This window comes from Sphingobacterium sp. ML3W (genome assembly GCF_000747525.1).
Lineage (GTDB): Bacteria > Bacteroidota > Bacteroidia > Sphingobacteriales > Sphingobacteriaceae > Sphingobacterium.
Genome location: NZ_CP009278.1, coordinates 4,133,486 through 4,151,120, shown reverse-complemented (window position 1 = coordinate 4,151,120; position 17,635 = coordinate 4,133,486). Strand labels below are relative to the sequence as shown.

At 38.3% G+C, this 17,635-nt stretch carries 13 protein-coding genes; 7 read left to right on the top strand and 6 right to left on the bottom strand.

The window, feature by feature from the left end; all coding sequences use genetic code 11:
* Positions 1-87: 87 nt before the first annotated feature.
* Positions 88-651 carry a hypothetical protein gene (locus KO02_RS17810; protein ID WP_038700467.1) on the bottom strand — a complete coding sequence of 188 codons (564 nt, stop codon included), beginning with the start codon at positions 649-651 and terminating at the stop codon, positions 88-90.
* A gap of 495 nt (positions 652-1,146) precedes the next feature.
* Between KO02_RS17810 and KO02_RS17805 the strand changes: the two genes are divergently transcribed.
* Both KO02_RS17805 and KO02_RS17800 read left to right on the top strand, forming a co-directional pair.
* Positions 1,147-1,962 (top strand): GLPGLI family protein, encoded by an 816-nt coding sequence (locus tag KO02_RS17805; protein WP_038700465.1) that lies wholly within the window; start codon positions 1,147-1,149, stop codon positions 1,960-1,962.
* A gap of 21 nt (positions 1,963-1,983) precedes the next feature.
* Complete coding sequence (locus tag KO02_RS17800) at positions 1,984-4,632, top strand: hypothetical protein (protein WP_038700463.1); 2,649 nt, start codon at positions 1,984-1,986, stop codon at positions 4,630-4,632.
* Positions 4,633-4,819: 187 nt separating this feature from the next.
* Here the strand turns inward: KO02_RS17800 and KO02_RS17795 are convergent, their stop codons facing one another.
* Positions 4,820-5,686: a tetratricopeptide repeat protein gene (locus KO02_RS17795; RefSeq protein WP_081918422.1), complete on the bottom strand. Its 867-nt coding sequence runs from the start codon at positions 5,684-5,686 to the stop codon at positions 4,820-4,822.
* 1,939 nt (positions 5,687-7,625) lie between these two features.
* On the opposite strand from KO02_RS17795, the gene KO02_RS17790 reads away from it, so the two are divergent.
* Positions 7,626-7,820, top strand: coding sequence for a hypothetical protein (locus KO02_RS17790; protein WP_038700461.1), 195 nt, complete (start codon positions 7,626-7,628; stop codon positions 7,818-7,820).
* Between the two features lie 191 nt (positions 7,821-8,011).
* On the opposite strand, the gene KO02_RS17785 is transcribed toward KO02_RS17790, so the two are convergent.
* A complete protein-coding gene (locus tag KO02_RS17785; RefSeq protein ID WP_038700459.1) occupies positions 8,012-8,869 on the bottom strand; it encodes a universal stress protein in 858 nt (285 codons plus the stop codon).
* A 13-nt stretch (positions 8,870-8,882) separates the two neighbouring features.
* Positions 8,883-10,577, bottom strand: a complete 1,695-nt coding sequence (locus KO02_RS17780; RefSeq protein WP_081918421.1) for a BCCT family transporter — start codon at positions 10,575-10,577, stop codon at positions 8,883-8,885.
* Positions 10,578-10,901: 324 nt separating this feature from the next.
* On the opposite strand from KO02_RS17780, the gene KO02_RS17775 reads away from it, so the two are divergent.
* Positions 10,902-11,375 carry a hypothetical protein gene (locus tag KO02_RS17775; protein WP_038700458.1) on the top strand — a complete coding sequence of 158 codons (474 nt, stop codon included), beginning with the start codon at positions 10,902-10,904 and terminating at the stop codon, positions 11,373-11,375.
* A 112-nt stretch (positions 11,376-11,487) separates the two neighbouring features.
* On the opposite strand, the gene KO02_RS17770 is transcribed toward KO02_RS17775, so the two are convergent.
* Entirely contained in the window at positions 11,488-12,306 is an 819-nt protein-coding gene (locus tag KO02_RS17770) for a ZIP family metal transporter (protein ID WP_038700456.1), read from the bottom strand.
* 185 nt (positions 12,307-12,491) lie between these two features.
* Between KO02_RS17770 and KO02_RS17765 the strand changes: the two genes are divergently transcribed.
* A complete protein-coding gene (locus tag KO02_RS17765) occupies positions 12,492-13,151 on the top strand; it encodes a metal-dependent transcriptional regulator (protein ID WP_038700454.1) in 660 nt (219 codons plus the stop codon).
* 159 nt (positions 13,152-13,310) lie between these two features.
* Here KO02_RS17765 and KO02_RS17760 read toward each other — a convergent pair whose 3' ends face one another.
* Positions 13,311-14,504, bottom strand: coding sequence for a dicarboxylate/amino acid:cation symporter (locus KO02_RS17760; RefSeq protein ID WP_038700453.1), 1,194 nt, complete (start codon positions 14,502-14,504; stop codon positions 13,311-13,313).
* A 674-nt stretch (positions 14,505-15,178) separates the two neighbouring features.
* Here KO02_RS17760 and KO02_RS17755 point away from each other — a divergent pair.
* Together KO02_RS17755 and KO02_RS17750 are read left to right on the top strand one after the other, a co-directional pair.
* The gene (locus KO02_RS17755) at positions 15,179-16,354 is read left to right on the top strand and encodes an IS4 family transposase (protein ID WP_038694773.1); all 1,176 of its coding nucleotides are present in this window, start codon (positions 15,179-15,181) and stop codon (positions 16,352-16,354) included.
* Positions 16,355-16,545: 191 nt separating this feature from the next.
* On the top strand, positions 16,546-17,550 hold the full coding sequence (locus KO02_RS17750; protein ID WP_038700451.1) for a hypothetical protein: 1,005 nt from the start codon (positions 16,546-16,548) through the stop codon (positions 17,548-17,550).
* Positions 17,551-17,635: the final 85 nt, after the last annotated feature.

Sequence of the window (17,635 nt, the reverse complement as noted above, 5' to 3'; positions counted from 1 at the left end):
ATGAATGCGATTTAGTTATATAACACTGATTTATACCACAGCTGTCTAATCAAATTGGAATAAGGATTCCATTTGTAAAAATATAAATTAGAGAATACCCCAAGGTTTAAAATCTGATGTAACAGGATTTTTTAGGTCAAATTCAACTGAAAACACGCGGTCGGATCCTATTCTACTTAGGTTGTAAGTAAACTTGGTATCGTCGATGGTTACCCACCAGACATTATATGCTGCATAATCAATAAGCTCTTCTGTTTCCGCATCTGCTGGAAACATTTGCATATGTGGTTGACCTTCGTTGGTAGCTGTACCTCCATAAAAAGTTACTTGATCAGGAGAACCGTCCGACAATCTATGATCATGCTTTAATTCTACACGATTATTGCTCCAAGAAAATATCCAGGTACGTGATTTATCTTCACCAACAAAGAACGGAACTTTCACCTCTCTATCATCATAGCTCATAACCTGCATCAATAATCGTTCACCAGTAAATCCATCACCTTGTTTACCTCCTTTGATAATAGTCCCCTCATAGTAATTACCAAGATGGGGTTTAAAAGCTTCCATAAAAGCTTTGGAATTTGACACTTGAGCATTCGCCCAATTGATCATGATACTTGATATTAATAAGAGTATGTACTTTTTCATATAAAAAATAGAGATTTGTTAACTTTAATAAGAAATAAATTAATACGAACAATTATAAGGATATATTTCTGATTTATTATAGTTTCTAGACTTATACTATTTTATTCAAAATAGGGTTTGAAATGTTGTTAAAAATTAAGCAATCGATTGTTTTCGTTTATTTTTTTAATATATCAGGGTAGTTGTTTATCTTAGAGTATAAACTTAAATAATTACAACCACAAAGAAGTAAAGTCAATCGTCTGTAATTCAGTGAAATGTTTCATTTATGGATGGCCTTGCTTTATTTAAAAGTAAAAATACAATGACCATTTATAATACCTGAACCTTTGTAATTGGTTGTGTTCGATAAAAACTTAGGCATTAGGATAGGTAGTTTTTGTTAATAGAATTGAGTGTAGAGATTCAGACCTCTATTAGACGTAACTTAAATTAAAGAAATTATAAGAAGAACGAGTCAAGGATTAAACTTAACCCATTATAATGTACCAGCATATGAAAAACCTTTTTTACCTTTTATTTCTTTCACTATTCCATTTCAATGTTCAGGCTCAGGAAAAACCCGCGAAATTTGATACGAAGATTATGTATAAGTTTACCTATCAGAATGATAGTATCTCCAGTGCTTCCCGAAAAAGTGTTTTTACACAATTGATGATCGGTGATGATGAGAGTCATTTTCAGACCCTATCAAAATTTAGAGGTGATTCAGCATTGGCGCTGGCACAAGGTAGTAATATGTCTTTCTACAGGTATGGTCGTATAGAACCCAATAACTTTTTAATTGTAAAGCGGGAAGATATTATTTCCACCTATGAACCCGTAAACGGGATGGGATTTAAAGGAAATAATGAACTGTCCTACTACGAGGAAAAGAAGGTGGATATGCAATGGGAAATACATCCGGATACTGCCCATATACATAATTTTGTTTGCCAAAAGGCCACGACAGATTGGGGAGGAAGAACATGGGTCGCTTGGTTCACGATGGATATCCCGATTTCAGATGGGCCGTACAAATTCTGTGGACTTCCTGGCTTAGTGTTATCCATATCAGATCGAGATAAGTATTTTACATTCGATATGGTCTCCATCAGTAAAGTAAATGGGGTATCAGTCACTTTAGATCAACTACGCCCAGACCTTGTTCTCCAAAAGACAACAAAAGATAATTTTTTTAAGGAAAGGAAAAAATTAAGAAACAATATGACCGAATATGCGCTATTAACTGGAGCCAGATTATCTGAAGAAAGTAAAGTAAATATTCGTGCAGAAATGAAAACAGATAATAACCATATCGAACGGCATTAATTTGATGTGCAAAAGATTCCCATGAAAGTTAAACTCTTTTTTACAGTCATTTTTATACTGATTGGTGTCCATTCGTTTGCCCAGATTCTTATTACAGGGAAATTACTCACTGAAGATCAAAAACCGATCGCTAATGTTACGGTATCCTATAAAAAGATCGGTTCGGTAGCGCTGTTAGGTTTTTCAAAAAGTGATGGAGCTGGAATCTTCAAACTTACGGTCAAAGTCACCGATGTAGACTCGGTACAATTGGATTTCAATCACCTCAGCTATGCCAAGCGTAGTGTCAATGTTGTCAATGCTGCCGCGAGCTATGCGTATATTTTAAAGGCGGAGGTGAGAAAAATCCAAGAAGTGAAGGTGGCTGATGTACCCGTTTACAATCGAAAAGATACGATCAATTATGATGTTGCCTCCTTTACGGGTAAGCAAGATCGTGTTATTGCCGATATCATCAAAAAGCTTCCGGGCATCGAGATGCGTGGAGGTCAGATTTTGTATCAAGGCAAACCTATCCAACAATATCGTGTCAATGGACTGGATATGATGGGGGGTCGTTACGGTCTTATCAATCAAAATCTTCCAGCAGATGCGGTTTTGAAAGTACAGATACTTGAAAATCATCAGCCGATTAAAATGTTGGATAAGTTGGTTTTTTCCAATCGCGCCACACTTAATCTTCAGCTCAAGAAATTTACTACAACAGGTACAGGAAAAATTGGTCTGGGTGCAACTCCCGCACTTTGGGATGCCAATATAACGCCGATGTCCTTTGCAAAGACCTTTCAAACTCTCAATTCGTTTCAGACGAACAATGTTGGTGATGATGTGTCACAACAGTTAAAACCATTCTATTCAGGTACTGGTTATTTTGCAGCCCGATCAAGATTTTCTGATGGCCCGAGCTATCTCTCCATTCGAGAGGTGGCCACTCCTGGTTTCGATCAGAAAAAATGGTTGGATAATCAGATCTTTTTAGTGAGTAGTAATATGATTCAAAAGTTGAAGAACGGTCTTGAAGTTAAAGGTAATTTTTCTTATTTCCATGATAATCGAAAGCGCCAAGGTACGACCATGACACAGTATTTTACAAGCGATGAAGTGATTCGCAACCAAGAAGTGGTAGACAATAGTTATGGTGTCGACGAACTGAATATTGGGGTATTGGTCGAGAAAAATGAATCAAACGTTTATCTCCGCAACAGTACCAATTATCGTAAACATTGGAACAACAGTGTCGGGAATATCCTTTTTAATGAAGATACCCCTATGCATCAGGACAAGAACTTTTCAGATGAAGCCTTCCTCAATGCTTTTTCACTCGCCCGTTTTATAGGAAAACAGTTGGTCAATGACACCTCCACTATAGAGTGGCACAATACACCCCAACGTCTTTCGGTCAATCCCGGTCAATTTGAATCGTTGATCAATGCCGGGAAGCCATATGATCGGATGGGGCAAATTGTCCGATTTAAGAGTTTCAATTTTGAAAACGGATTGAGTCTATCACGCAAGATCAAAAGATGGACCTTTTCTCCCAGCGTTAACCTGAATTATAACAACAGTAAGCTGAACAGTCATATCGAGGTACAGGATCAAGATGATATTCGAGTTTTGGATACCGGCTATTTCAATGATATGAACAACGAACAGTTACAGCTGCGCTTGGCGCTCCAAATTGGAAAAGAAGTACGTAAGTTTAGGTACAGTTTCAATCTGCCATTTAGTCAATATTACTATAATGTCAAACAGCAAGGCATACAGCGTATGAAAAATGAATTCCGGAGCAGTTGGAATCCATCTGCTTCGGTAACCTATGTGCTTAACGGTAAAAATAGTGTCGGTACAAACCTGAGTGGAGGTAGGAACTTTGGTGGACTCGACAATTTCTATAATGGTTATATCATCAGTCAGTATCGTAGTATCCAAAAGTATGATGTGCGCTTGCTCAAGAATGAAGACCTCAGTACAGGAATACATTATGAGTATAAAAACACTTTGAAGGCGAATTTTGCCAATCTGGGTTATCATTACACAAAGAGCTGGCGCGATTATATGTTTAGTACAGTATTGGATAGCTTGGGGCGGAGTACGACCAGTATTAATAATCAAGATGCGCAGAGCCTCCATCAAGGGATAAGAGGAGGACTTTCCAAGTTTTTTATTGGTATCAAAACCATAGCCAAGTTGAACGGAAGCCTAAATTGGCGTGTTTCAGACTATTTGCTCAATGAGCAGTTGGTCAAACAACATGTTAACAGTCAGTCATTCACGTTTGAGTTGATCAATTCATCCTCATCTATGATTTCTGGAGATTATAGAGTTTCTATGGGGCGCACCCATAATCAATTGGCAGGTGGACTGAGCAATGAGCTGTTGTATAACAATCATTTTTTCAACCTGGTATTTGCTCCCCATGATCGACATTTGATTACGATGTCCAATTCTTTGTATGGGAATAATGTCAAGGCACAAAAGAGTCAATATTTTATGGATGCGACTTATCGGTTTAGGCTAACGCATTGGCGTACAGATTTAGAGCTGACGGGAACCAATCTCTTGAATAATAAAAATTACCTGCAGCAGTTTTCTTCGGATTATGAACTTGTGCAAAGTTATTTCGAACTCAGACCAAGGCAGTTTTTGATATCCATGAGATTTAAAATTTAGTGTTGGTACCCAATTGACTGTAGTTGGTGATCTGACAGGATATTTTTAATATGAATTGTAATTATAAGTCATTTATGATTAAGATATTTGCTGTTATTATTGCTGTTGCCATTTTTCATTGACAAGTAAGGTCTCAACATGCTTTATGCCATTAGGAAGACAAACTTTTTAAGATACGGTATTTTTGTTACTGAAATAGGCTATTCTTATCAAATCTGATTTGATAAGGATAACGTTCATAAATGACATTATCTTCATTGATTGTATATCCTTTTTCTCTGTTTACCCTCGCTTCTTCAAGTAAAGCAGTGGCATCTTCGAGTTTACCAAGATGAGCCATCGAAATCGCTTTATAGTATTTTACATCAGAAAACTGTTCGTATCTTTTTAGCGCACGATCAAAGGTGATCACTGCCGCTTCATATTTCCCTTGTTCATATTGCGAGATGCCATAATAGAACAACTCTAGGTGATGCACCCATTCTTCACCACGTTCTTGCAACATTTTATCAACCACTTCTTTTAAAATAGCCTCTGCCTTTTCAAATTCATTTAGCTGCAATAGACTCAATGCAATGTAAAACCGATAGGAGTGATCCATTACATGACTGTCCCCATGACGGCTAATGGCTTCTTCAAAGTCGACTATTGCTTCTCGATAGGTTTTAGCAAAGATGCACTTGATAAATCCCCTATAGTTGAGGTAATTGTCTTTGTCGTAAAGAACAGCTTTATCAAGGTATTTCATACCCAATTCATATTTCCCTTGTTTAAATAGAGGCATTGCTTTTTGTTGCCATAGATAAGCTATGGTAGAGTCTTCTTTTAAACCCATATCTATATATTTTTGCCATTCCTTTGAATAGTAGCTATATTGCTGTGCACTGTCTATGAGGTATTTGTTTACAATAGCTTGTTGCTTAGCTTTATCAATTTCAAGTGTAACTTGTTGTGTGCTCGTATTGCGGCAACTGATTATAGATAGTGCCAAAAAGAAAAGCCCTATAAAATGCTTTAATAAATAGGTATGATGATAGGTGCTTAAACAGTGCATTCTTTTATAAATTAGGTATTTAATATAATAGTTGATATAAATTACACAATTGCATTGTGGATGTTTACTTCCAATATTTTGTGAACATTGAATGATATGAAATTGATATAGTTGATTAACAAGGCCGTAATCCGACCAGAAGGGAAGGTAAATACATTCTTAATCAAAAACAAATCACGCCCTAAAAAAACGAATGTAATAACGTAAATGTGTTTTTTGATAATGTGTGGTCAAGAATCGAATGCTAAAGAAATGATTGAAAATGTAGGTGGAGAATTTCTCATACTTACGGATTCATGGAATGGTGAAAACTTCGATTCATAACAGTTAGCATGCTTAGTTGTTGCAATAATTGCCCCTTGATCTTAAGATATCGACGCTTTAGTAGGAACACCTTATTGCTTTTGCTAGATACAGTTTGCGGGAGGTCACTATTATATGTTAATAAGGTTGCTTTTTATCTGGGATAAGTAATTAGTTTGTGAAAATAGAAACCTATATGGACCTTAATACCTAAAGCCAATTCTAATTGCAGTAATCGTTTTTCTTACATAATAGCTCCTCTCTTAGAGACAAGTATCTGCAATGCTATCTATAATAAACACCTTTTCATAAAACCATTTTACATCTTAACCTATCACCAAGCTTGGTATAAAGTTGTGATGACGAGATATTCTTGACCACGTAATTTTACACAAAGCTCTCTTACGACATACTCAATAAAAATAGAGCCTAGTTACCTTTTGAATAAAAATTTAGGGACATAAAAAAGGAATTACTTCAGAAGAATAAGTCATTGATGATAGTCCGAAGAACATTAGGGACAGCTTTGTACCTCAATCGAGATTGGGACGCCATTCCTTTGGTAGTTCTTCGACTGCTGTTCGGCAATTTCCCGAAGCCCAGTCGAAGCGGAGTCGAACAACACCCGAACAAGTGTCGAAGCGGTCTCGAACAAGTGTCGAACAGCAGTCGAACAAGTGTCGAAGAATACTCGAGCAGAGTTTGAACAAATAGCAGAGGAAGAAAGATATTCTGCTTTTCTTCTGGAGTTAGTGAATAAGTTGTTGCCACATTCGGGTCAGCTTCGTACTGTATTCGTACCAGCTTCGGAACTTATACTAGCTCCAATTTACCGTTTAATTACCTTCCAATTACCTTTTACTGGGTAGCCGTTGGTCAGGAGATGTGCCAGCGGTGTGCAAAGGATGGGCGAGGTCCGAAGCAGGTTAGAAGCAAGTACGAATCCTTTATTAACAATGTATTGTTAATTCACGAGGAGTGTACTAAAAAGCTACTGGAGAGGTACAGAGATTAGTACATTCGGGTTGCTGCTTTATGGGATGGTAAATAATTCGGTATTGGATGCCACTGCGGTTACCTTACACAATCTCTTACGGGCGCTTGTTTTTTCACATCAAGTATTTACCCACATTGAGCATGATGATTGCTCAGCCTCCTTAAAAAGTAGCTTAAACTTGACGTGAGGAACAGGTGTGCTTATTAGGAATAATCGTATTGTGCGTTTTGTTTGTTGCGGCAAGATTAGCGATTTTAATTGCTGCTTACATCGGAACAGTATCTGGCCAAGTTGAATGCAAGCAAAACTATGTACTGTAGGGCACGGTAGTATCCAGAGCTTTACCTTTCGACTTTAATTTGTGCTGTTATTAGTAAGAGATTCTGCTGGACATAGAGGCAAATTATTTTATAGATTTTTCGACTCGATTTTCGTTCAAAAAGATGGTAACGGTGGGTCTACTTTTTTACTCCATCTGTTTTGTTTTATAACTCCACCATTGCCCTATACTTATCCCATATTCGCCTTTTATTCGCCCTTTATTCGGGAAGGCTTCGGGAAATGTATACTGTTTACCTACAGTTGCTCTACCGTTTCCCTACAGATACAGTAGGAGGCAGGTAGGTGTAGAGTAGGGAAATGGTAGAACCGCTGCGAAGAAGGGGCGAAGCAGGCTCGAACACTGGTTTAATAATATCTGAATATATCCAAGCAGATAAAGCATTAGAATCAATCGAAATCCTACCTTTTGAAGGTGCAACGGAAGGGCACCGCTATTACGTACAGACTAAGTTGATGCTCGCTTATCAGCACATACTTAAAAAAGGAATATAAAATAGCCGGTACTAAAATAGCAGAGTCTCGTACTTGGCCATCGAATCTTGGAGTAGGAGAACCTTATGTGGAGCAAAAGAATGAGTTGTTGGCGGATTGGTTGATGGCATAATTGATGAAGGGTCTTTTTAGAGCTTAATGTGATATAAAAAAATACCCCAGCATTGCTGGAGTGTTTTTTTATAATTTTACTATTTGACAATATATAACACTTGGAAGGGATCTCTATTGATGATCTCATTGGTCGTGCTTCCAAGAAATATAGTAGCGATCGTACTGGCTCCTTTGGCAGCCATGACAAGCATATCTGCTCTACAGTTTTTGTTTTCGCGTAGGATGATGTCCGAAATACTTTTTCCATTTTGATATACGGCTTTGAAACTCCAAGTATCGGATATCTTTAATTTTTTCTTTAAAGCTTCATATTGGACCATAATCAGTTTTTCGGCTTTTACTTTGGTTTCCTGATCGTCGATAAATGGAAAGAATACGCTCGGTATATTAAAAGATTTGATTATTGATACTTGGAAAGGGCTGCCTGTAGGCAACAAATCTTCTACTTTGTTCTTTACTTTTGAAAAATTGCTGCTTAAATCTGTTGGAATCAGGATGGACTGCATTTTGAACGATGTATCTCGTGGTATCAATAGGACATCGCCCTGAAATATGCGGATAAGCTTTTGCGCCATGGCACCTGTGCCGTTTTCCACTGTTTTCCAACCCAACAATGCTGTGGTCGGTTTGTTCATCTTTTTTACCCATTCGCTGATGCCAAACTCGGTATTGTCTCCTTCCAGTAAGGTCAAATCGTAACTGTCAGACTCTTTGAAAATACTCTTGATTTTGTTTTCAAGATTTTTTGAGATCATGGGACCTATCTGTCTATCCTCCATCATATCGCTCAGGATTTCGTCCAACTCTGATATTTTGATGTTGTGTACAAAATGTACTTTAGCAATCTGATAAGTAGATTGGACCTGTTGTGCAAACTTGATAAGCGTGAGATCATGATCCGTAAGATCTAGCGCTACTATGATTGATTTGTTCATGTTGTCTTATTTTTTATTGACTAGATTTATTCTCGTCTGTTTTTACCTCTATAGGCCCGGTCGGCTTAGCATTTGTTGATTCCACATCCTCATGACCCAGCTGTAAGGCTTGTCTTTCTTCATCCAATATTTTAGCGATGGATGATTTATAGGATTCGGTTTCTTTCATTTTTGTACGTCGCAGATCCATATTGAAATCCTCACGTATACCGATGAATAACGATACGCACATGATAACTAATAAGATGGCAAAGGGTAAGCCTGAGATCGTAACGGCTGCTTGTAAAGTGTCTAAGCCTCCTCCGGTTAGTAGTGCTGCGGCAATGATACCTGATAACGAAGCCCATAGGATCCGCTGCATAGCAGGTGTACGGCGCTGCCCTCCAGAAGTAATGCTATCGACAACTAACGCACCAGAGTCGGCAGAGGTAATGATAAAGCTACAGATCAGTAACATGCCGAGTATCTTGAAGATGATGGAAAAAGGGAATTTCTCAAAAAATACGAATAGCGCCGTCGAGATATTGTCTTTCACGGCATCTACCAACGCAAAATCCCCTTCGAGCAGACCTAACATGGTGGTGCCTCCGAATGCCGAGAACCAAAGAAAGGTAACTAATGCTGGTAGTAACAATACGCCTAGTATAAATTGTTTAATGGTACGTCCACGTGATACTCGCGCGATAAATGTCCCGACAAAAGGCGACCATGAAGCCCACCAGCCCCAGTACATCAAGGTGACATTATTATGCCAACCGCTATCGCCATAGTTGCCTGACCATGTTGCCAAATCTACAAAATTGTGTAGATAGCTACCAATGTTTTGAACATATCCTTTTAATATAAAAGCGGTAGGACCCAAAATCAATACCAGTAGGAATAGGATGACGGCAATACCTATATTGAGCTCACTCAAAAATTTGACACCTTTATTTACTCCAGATATTACGGATAGGGTGGCGATGAGTGTAATACCGAGTATGACACCGTATTGGATAAAGATGCTGGATGGTATACCAAAAACATGGGTGAGGCCTGCATTTATCTGTCCCACACCAAATCCTAGGGTGGTGGCAAGACCGAATAAGGTAGCAACGACTGCAACAACGTCAATGGTGTCACCTATCCAACCATAGATGCGGTCACCAAGGATTGGGTAGAAAGCTGAACGTATGGTTAGAGGCATCTTACGGTTGTAGGTAAAATAAGCAAGTGCGAGTCCAATGACGGAATAGATGGCCCAGCCGTGAATACCGTGATGTAAGAATGAAAAATTGATAGCTTCTTGTGCGATGACTGATGGGTCGGTGCCGGCGGGGAGCCGGGGAGGTGTTACAAAATCTCTGACGGGGTCGGCAATACTGAAAAGTACAAGGCCATTACCAATCCCTGCACTGAATAGCATGGCAAACCAGGCGGAGACTTTAAACTCAGGTTTGGCATCAGGCCCTCCTATGCGGACGCTGCCGTATTTTCCAAAGGCCAAATAAAGACAAAATACAATAAATGCATTGACCGAAAGGGTGTATATCCAACCGCCTTTTTCGGATACGACATCTTGAACCTGTTGAAAGATTAACTGCGATTCTTTGTGGAATAATAAGGCAAGCACAACACTGACCACCACGATAATCAATGTGGGTATAAATACGGGTTTATGGATCACTAATCCAAATCTGTTACTACTCGGTAGTTTGTTTTCTGACATAATCTCCTTCTTTTTCTTAAAGCCCCGGCATACAGACGAACCGAGCTAATTAAGAAAAATTGATCTCAAAAAAGATGCTGCCCGCCAGTGTATACTGACAGTGAAAAAGTGTGTCGACAAAACAGCAATTAGTCTCGGATTACAGGATGTTTAGATCAACCAAGAACTAAACATAATATGATATGCCTGAGGCACAATATGATAATTGAATCACGAAGGTACAGTTTTTATATGTAAGGGACAACCATGATACAGGGAAAATGAAATTACAAGTAAACAAATCATCGCACTCAACTGTTATTTCCATATTCAAAATGCATTGGTATGGAAAATGAAATCATTAATAAAGATACGCGAATCAATCTCTATAATGCTCATTATGGATTCTTGGAGAACCCTAAAGCATTCGATTTTGATAATAATCCGCAGCGGCTTATCGTAAGAAATTATGCCCTTAGAAATAAGGACAAAGCCACCTATGTGAGATATTTGGATGATTTTTTTCCGGAACAGGTTATAAAGGAGTCGGAGCGGTTTGATATCGACCGTCAATCGATTAAGCAATATAGCAATGAGGAAGCACGTATATGGATGAAGGAAAATAATGTCCGCATCTTAAGGTCGGATATCAACTATACCGATCAAGATGCAATATTTAGTGTCGTGACAATTGCTGATGATGAAGATGTCGCGATGTATTTGTTCGATGATGATGGTTTTATCTTAAATACGATAGAGCCTGCTGATGTACTGAAGACACATAGTAAAATATGGATCGACAACAGGTTGTCGAAATAAAGGACAAGACTTTTATACTAGAAGTGAAAGCTGTACGCTAGATTTTATGCTTGGGGTGATATTCGATATCGAAATGACAATGGGTTATTTCGATATCGTTTATTATTGTTGCTTAACCTAGTGCTACATCTAGCGTCATCATTAAGATAAATCCACCAATGAAGCCAATGGTGGCAATGTCTGAATTCTTGTTCTGCTGTGCTTCGGGAATCACTTCTTCGACAACCACGAATATCATCGCTCCAGCAGCAAATGCTAGTGCATAGGGTAGTATCGGTGTAAATGTAACAACTGCCATGGCTCCTAATACACCTGCAATTGGTTCCACAATAGCGGATGCTTGGCCATAGAAAAAACTTTTGCGTCTGCTCATGCCCATTCTTCTTAAAGGCATGGCTACTGCGATACCCTCAGGGAAATTTTGCAAACCTATACCTATCGCTAAAATTACAGCGCCCGCAATTGTGGCTTCTGGAACCCCTGCAGCAACACTTCCAAAAAGTACTCCTACGGCAAGTCCTTCGGGAATATTGTGGAGAGTAATGGCTAAAATCATCAAAGTTGTCTTTTGCCAAGGAGTCTTGACACCTTCGACTTTTTTGAAATTGATGTGCAGATGAGGTAATACCTTATCGATGCTAAAAAGGAATGCTGCGCCGATCAAAAAACCCACCACTGCAGGCACGACCTGCACAAAGCCGGTACCTTCACTCATGTTTATTGCTGGGATAAGTAGACTCCAGACACTTGCTGCGACCATGACACCACCTGTAAAACCCAACATGCCATCCATGATGTTTTTATTCATCTTCTTGAATAGAAATACAAAGGAGGCTCCCAAAGCGGTTACAGCCCAGGTGAATAAAGTCGCATACAATGCGGCCAATATGGGGTCAATGCTTTCTAGGTAGGTGATAATAGAATCAATCATATAAATGTTATTAGGTTAATCTCTTAAGATGTACAGTTTTATTAGCCGAATTGATAAACTCCCATACAGGTCTTTTATGAGGCTAATTGTAAACTTATGTGTGCAAAAGTAATAAGTTAGATTGGACTAACAAATTTTTTCTAACATTATTGTTAGACTGTGCTAATAATTCATAGTTTTGTAGGATGATTTCACAGACAGAAGAGAATTATCTAAAAGCCCTGTTTGCATTGACCAGCGTGAAAGGTGAGGCAAGTATGAATGAACTGAGCAAGCAATTGGAAATCAGGATGCCTACTGTAAATAGCATGATGAAGCGCCTTTCTGAAAAAGGTTTTGTCGTTTATGAAAGTTATAAACCTTTGAAACTGACGGAAAAAGGGAAAAAGGAGGCTGCTTTGATCATACGGAAACATCGTTTAACTGAAATGTACCTCGTCAATATGATGGGTTTTGGATGGGAAGAAGTACATGATATCGCAGAACAGATTGAACATATACAATCGCCTAAGTTTTTCGACAAGATGGACAAGTTATTGGGGTATCCGACTGTGGATCCACATGGCTCTCCTATACCGGACACAGAGGGCAAGATGGTGGCGGAGAAATACAGTAAATTGAGTGACTGTAAACTTGGTGACGTGGTCGTCTTTAAGGCTGTTAGTCATTCTTCGGAAGAGTTGCTTAAGTTTTTAACAAGTCGGATGTTGGCTTTGGGGGCTGTAATTACGATAGATGCTATCGAGGCTTTTGATAACAGCATTACAATCAGTTACGCGAATGGAAGGCATGAGGTGCTGAGCAATAAGGCATGTGAAAGTCTATTGGTAAGGATTAAGAAATAAACATTTTTAATATGTCTTGGATGACAATAAGTTGCAAATACAAGAAGGGCTGATTAAATTGTTAATCAGCCCTTCTTGTATCTCTATATTTCGAACGAGTAGTGGTATATTGTGTCCCTTTTCGACCCCTTGATGTTTTATGAGTCGTTCTATTTACTTTTATGCAGTAACTTCTACTGGTTCCTCTTGTTTTCTTTTCTTGAAAATAGCATTTAATACGATGGCAATAGCGCCATCTCCTGTTACATTACAAGCAGTGCCAAAACTGTCCATCGCGATATATAATGCAATCATAAGCGCTTGATTTTCGGCATTGAAACCGAGCATACTGCCTATGATACCAATGGCTGCCATTATAGCTCCCCCGGGTACACCTGGCGCTGCAATCATGGTAACCCCAAGCATACAGATGAAACCCATCATCTGGAAAAAGTCTATTGCGATACCCTGCATCATCATAAGTGCCAATACGCAAGCGACGATCTTGAGTGTACTGCCTGCTAGATGGATGGTGGCACATAAGGGGATACTGAAGTTGGCAATATCCTCATCCACGCCTAATTTCTTTGCCTGATTGAGCGTAACGGGAATAGTGGCTGCCGAAGATTGCGTACCCAATGCTGTGAAATATGCGGGTAACATGCCTATCAATAGTTTGAACGGATTTTGTTTGGATATAACTCCTGCAATAATAAATTGAATGACCAATAATAGGATATGGATGATAAAGATAATGCCGATAATCTTGATGAATACATGTAGTATAGTGAACACTTTGCCTGTGTACGTCATATCATAGAAAATGCCGAGAATGAAAAAGGGTAGCAAAGGAATGATCATTTTTTCGATTAAAAAGCTAATCACTTTTTCAAAATCTATAAATACCTTTTCTAAGGCTGAGTTTTCCAATTTTGAGAGACCGATACCAATACAGAAAGCGAGCACCAGTGCTGACATGACATCAAAAAGTGGTGGAAATTCAATCGTGAAATAAGGAGTCAGGGTTTTAGTGGTAGCAGTAACCAAATCTGTATTGATTTGATTTTGGAGTAGCGTTGGAAAGATACTCATGCTGACCGTGTATGAAAAAAGTCCAGCAAATAAAGTGGATCCATAAGCTATCAGTACTGTTGTCAATAATAATTTCCCGGCGGTTTTGCCCAGTTGTGCAATAGATGGAATAATCAATCCCACGATAATCAAGGGTATCAAAAATTTTAAAAACTGATCAAAAAGGAAGTTGTAGGTGGTCAATATGCGTCCCAATGATTCAGGCAGATAAAGCCCCAGCACAATGCCGGAAATGATGGCAATTATTACTTTAAAAAGAAGATTTTCAGTAATTTTTTTCATTCGTATAAATTGTTTTAATAATGAGTGTTAGCTTTAATTAGGTGCTCGTTTCACTCGGTTTATTGATTTATTATCTGTTTTACAATCAATTAAATTGTTCCGCTAAGTCCAATAGTAATAAAACGATCACGAGCGTTTATTTTTGATGTTGGTATACTGATTTAAGCTCATGATGTTTCATTCGTATTGAGTTTTTATTCATGGCGATGCATCAATCATGAGCAGAGCCTGCTTTTATATATCCGGTAATTTAATCGGGTTGAACTTATAAAACTGTTCATTAAATTGATCAACTCACGATTGATTATCCTGCGAAAATAGGAATTAATAATTGATTTTATGATCGCTGTTCTTGATGTTTCTTTCATTTGTTGTGTTTCAATCGATCTGAAAAAAATCAGATGCAATTTATTTTTATCCAATAGATTAAATTTTGATAGGACATTATGATTTCGTATATAATTCGAGTATTTAAGTTTGTAAAAACTACTACTATAATTTAATTCTACTGATGATTATAAATTAATTTTGAATAGGTGATTTATTTGATTCACCTATTTTTTTGTTCTATTTAATCAGTTTTTCTCAGTAGCGTCCTAAACGTTGAAAAAAGTGGCGGTGTTTTGCTATAGCAAAGTTGCTATATTTAAATCGTCAAATTTTAACACACCGCCATGGTAAATTTAAACGTTTTTAGTCAGATTTTATCACTTATCGACCGCGAATTATTCAAGGTTTTGGTTGCTAAGCACAAGAGTGACAAACATTGTAAAGGGATCAACAGCTGGACGCATCTTGCTAGCATGTTGTTTTGCCATTTTTCTTCTGCAGATTCAGTTCGTGATATCAGTAATGGCTTACGTAGTACGACTGGTAATTTGAACCATTTAGGTGTTGGTAGAGCACCCAGCAAGTCCAATATTTCCTATATCAACAAGCACCGCACCCATGAACTCTTTAAAGATCTGTACTTTTCGCTATTAGATAAGCTATGGCAAAAGGATACCCATTTGCGCAAAGATCTAACGCAATTAAAGCGCAAGGTTTATCTGATGGATGCCAGTATCATCCCTTTATGTTTATCTGTATTTGACTGGGCTAAATTTAGAAGCACCAAAGGTGCTGTAAAACTGCACACTGTGCTGGATTATGATGGATGTCTTCCTGTTTTCATGCAGATTACAGACGGGAAAGTTCATGAAAGCCAGCGTGCGGGTAGCTATAGTTTTTCCAAAGGAAGCGTTGTAGTGGTGGATAGAGGTTATGTGGATTACAACTGGCTCGGGGATTTGGACAGCAGAGGTTGTTATTTTGTTACCAGGAGTAAAACTAACATGAAGTACAACGTTATCAAGTCATACCAGAGTGAAGCACTCCTTGAAAAGGGAATCATTAAAGATGAGATCATTGAGCTTTCTGGTCCATCAGCAGATAGATACAACTCTAAACCATTACGCTTGATTCACTTTTGGGACAGCAGCACAGACAACCAGTACCACTTTCTGACAAATAATATCCAATGGAAGGCATCACTAGTAGCTAACATTTATAAACAGCGATGGCAGATCGAGATTTTCTTCAAGCATCTGAAGCAACGCTTAAAAATATCATCTTTTGTGGGTACTTCTGAAAATGCGGTCATGATCCAAATATGGACTTCGTTGATTGGAATATTACTGCTCAAATACCTTCAGAAGAAGGCTAAATACGATTGGAATCTGTCTAACTTGGTCGGGTTTATCAGGATGAATATATTCGTGAAAATAAATATATGGCAATGGATAGATGATCCTTTTATCAGGCCACCAGTTAAGGGTAAAAATGGACAGCTACAGATATTCTCAGACTAAAAAATAGGGTCAAAATTGAAATTATCTAAAAATAGATACTGTTTCAAGGGAAACACGCGCCTAAAATTTATTTAGGACGGAAGTGAGTTTTTCTAAAACAAAAGGGTTAATGGACTGTTGATAAGTTAACTGTAGTTTAAAAGTCTAGGTGAAGTTTAGTGAATTATTTTAAAAAATTTAAATTTATTCTTATGGAAACGAGTTACACGAATGACAATAAAAATTTTCCGCGTTATTTTAAACGAATCTCTTGGGGAGCGGTAATCGCGGGAGTAATAGTGACGATAATCGTGCAATTATTATTGACCTTATTGGGGGTAGGTATTGGTTTTGTCAGTTTTACGCCTACTTCAGATAATACCCCATTCAGTGGGATGGGGACAGGATTAATGGTCTGGTGGATCTTAACAACTTTAATCTCTCTTTTTGCCGGAGGATGGGTGAGTGGATGGCTGTCTTCTACAACATGTAAGGTGGATCGTATATTACATGGGGTGCTTACGTGGAGTGTATTTGCATTGTTTAGTTTGTACTTATTTACAACTTCACTGGGAAGTCTGGTCGGTGGTATAGGCAATGTCTTAGGAAAGGGACTGTCTTCTGCTGGTGGTGCGCTTAAAGATAATCTGCCAGATGTATCTGCTATGGTTGGTGATAACTTGGGCTTGGGACATAGCGATTTGAAAAAACTGAAAGATGAGGCTACTACTTTGTTGAAGCAAACGGGGAAGAAGGAACTACAGCCTGGTAATTTAGAGAAAAAAGCAGAAAATGCTGTTGGGGAAGCAAAAAAAGCAGGTCGTCAAATTGGGGAGAATCCCGATAATGCCGATGATGTTTCTAAATCGTTACTCAGTAAATTGTATAATCTAAAAGATAGCGTCATGTCGGATGTTGATAAAGATGCTTTAGTAAATGTTGTAGCAGAGCGTACGGGTAAATCAAAAGTAGAATCAGAACAGATTGTTGATAACTGGATCAATACAGCTGAAGAAGCAAAACAGAAAATAAAAGAATTGTCTGCTGAAGCTGCTGAAAAATCTAAAAAAGTAGGCGAAGAGGTTAGTGATGCCCTTGGTAAAGCTGCTATTTTTGGATTCTTTGCACTTTTAGTTGGTGCCGCCAGTGCTATAGGTGGTAGTTTGGTGGGGCGTAATAAAACGCATACGCATTATCGTCAAAGCGATATCGTATAGCGCGTTTGCAAATGATATTATATTAAATAACCGATAAGACTTTATGAGCCACTTCCTAGGAAGTGGCTTTTTTATGTGTGCTTTG

Coding starts and splice junctions, on each gene's coding strand:
- KO02_RS17810 (WP_038700467.1), bottom strand. CDS start 651: ATGAAAAAGTACATACTCTTATTAATATCAAGTATCATGATCAATTGG.
- KO02_RS17805 (WP_038700465.1), top strand. CDS start 1,147: ATGAAAAACCTTTTTTACCTTTTATTTCTTTCACTATTCCATTTCAAT.
- KO02_RS17800 (WP_038700463.1), top strand. CDS start 1,984: ATGAAAGTTAAACTCTTTTTTACAGTCATTTTTATACTGATTGGTGTC.
- KO02_RS17795 (WP_081918422.1), bottom strand. CDS start 5,686: ATGCACTGTTTAAGCACCTATCATCATACCTATTTATTAAAGCATTTT.
- KO02_RS17790 (WP_038700461.1), top strand. CDS start 7,626: ATGGTAGAACCGCTGCGAAGAAGGGGCGAAGCAGGCTCGAACACTGGT.
- KO02_RS17785 (WP_038700459.1), bottom strand. CDS start 8,869: ATGAACAAATCAATCATAGTAGCGCTAGATCTTACGGATCATGATCTC.
- KO02_RS17780 (WP_081918421.1), bottom strand. CDS start 10,577: ATGTCAGAAAACAAACTACCGAGTAGTAACAGATTTGGATTAGTGATC.
- KO02_RS17775 (WP_038700458.1), top strand. CDS start 10,902: ATGGAAAATGAAATCATTAATAAAGATACGCGAATCAATCTCTATAAT.
- KO02_RS17770 (WP_038700456.1), bottom strand. CDS start 12,306: ATGATTGATTCTATTATCACCTACCTAGAAAGCATTGACCCCATATTG.
- KO02_RS17765 (WP_038700454.1), top strand. CDS start 12,492: ATGATTTCACAGACAGAAGAGAATTATCTAAAAGCCCTGTTTGCATTG.
- KO02_RS17760 (WP_038700453.1), bottom strand. CDS start 14,504: ATGAAAAAAATTACTGAAAATCTTCTTTTTAAAGTAATAATTGCCATC.
- KO02_RS17755 (WP_038694773.1), top strand. CDS start 15,179: ATGGTAAATTTAAACGTTTTTAGTCAGATTTTATCACTTATCGACCGC.
- KO02_RS17750 (WP_038700451.1), top strand. CDS start 16,546: ATGGAAACGAGTTACACGAATGACAATAAAAATTTTCCGCGTTATTTT.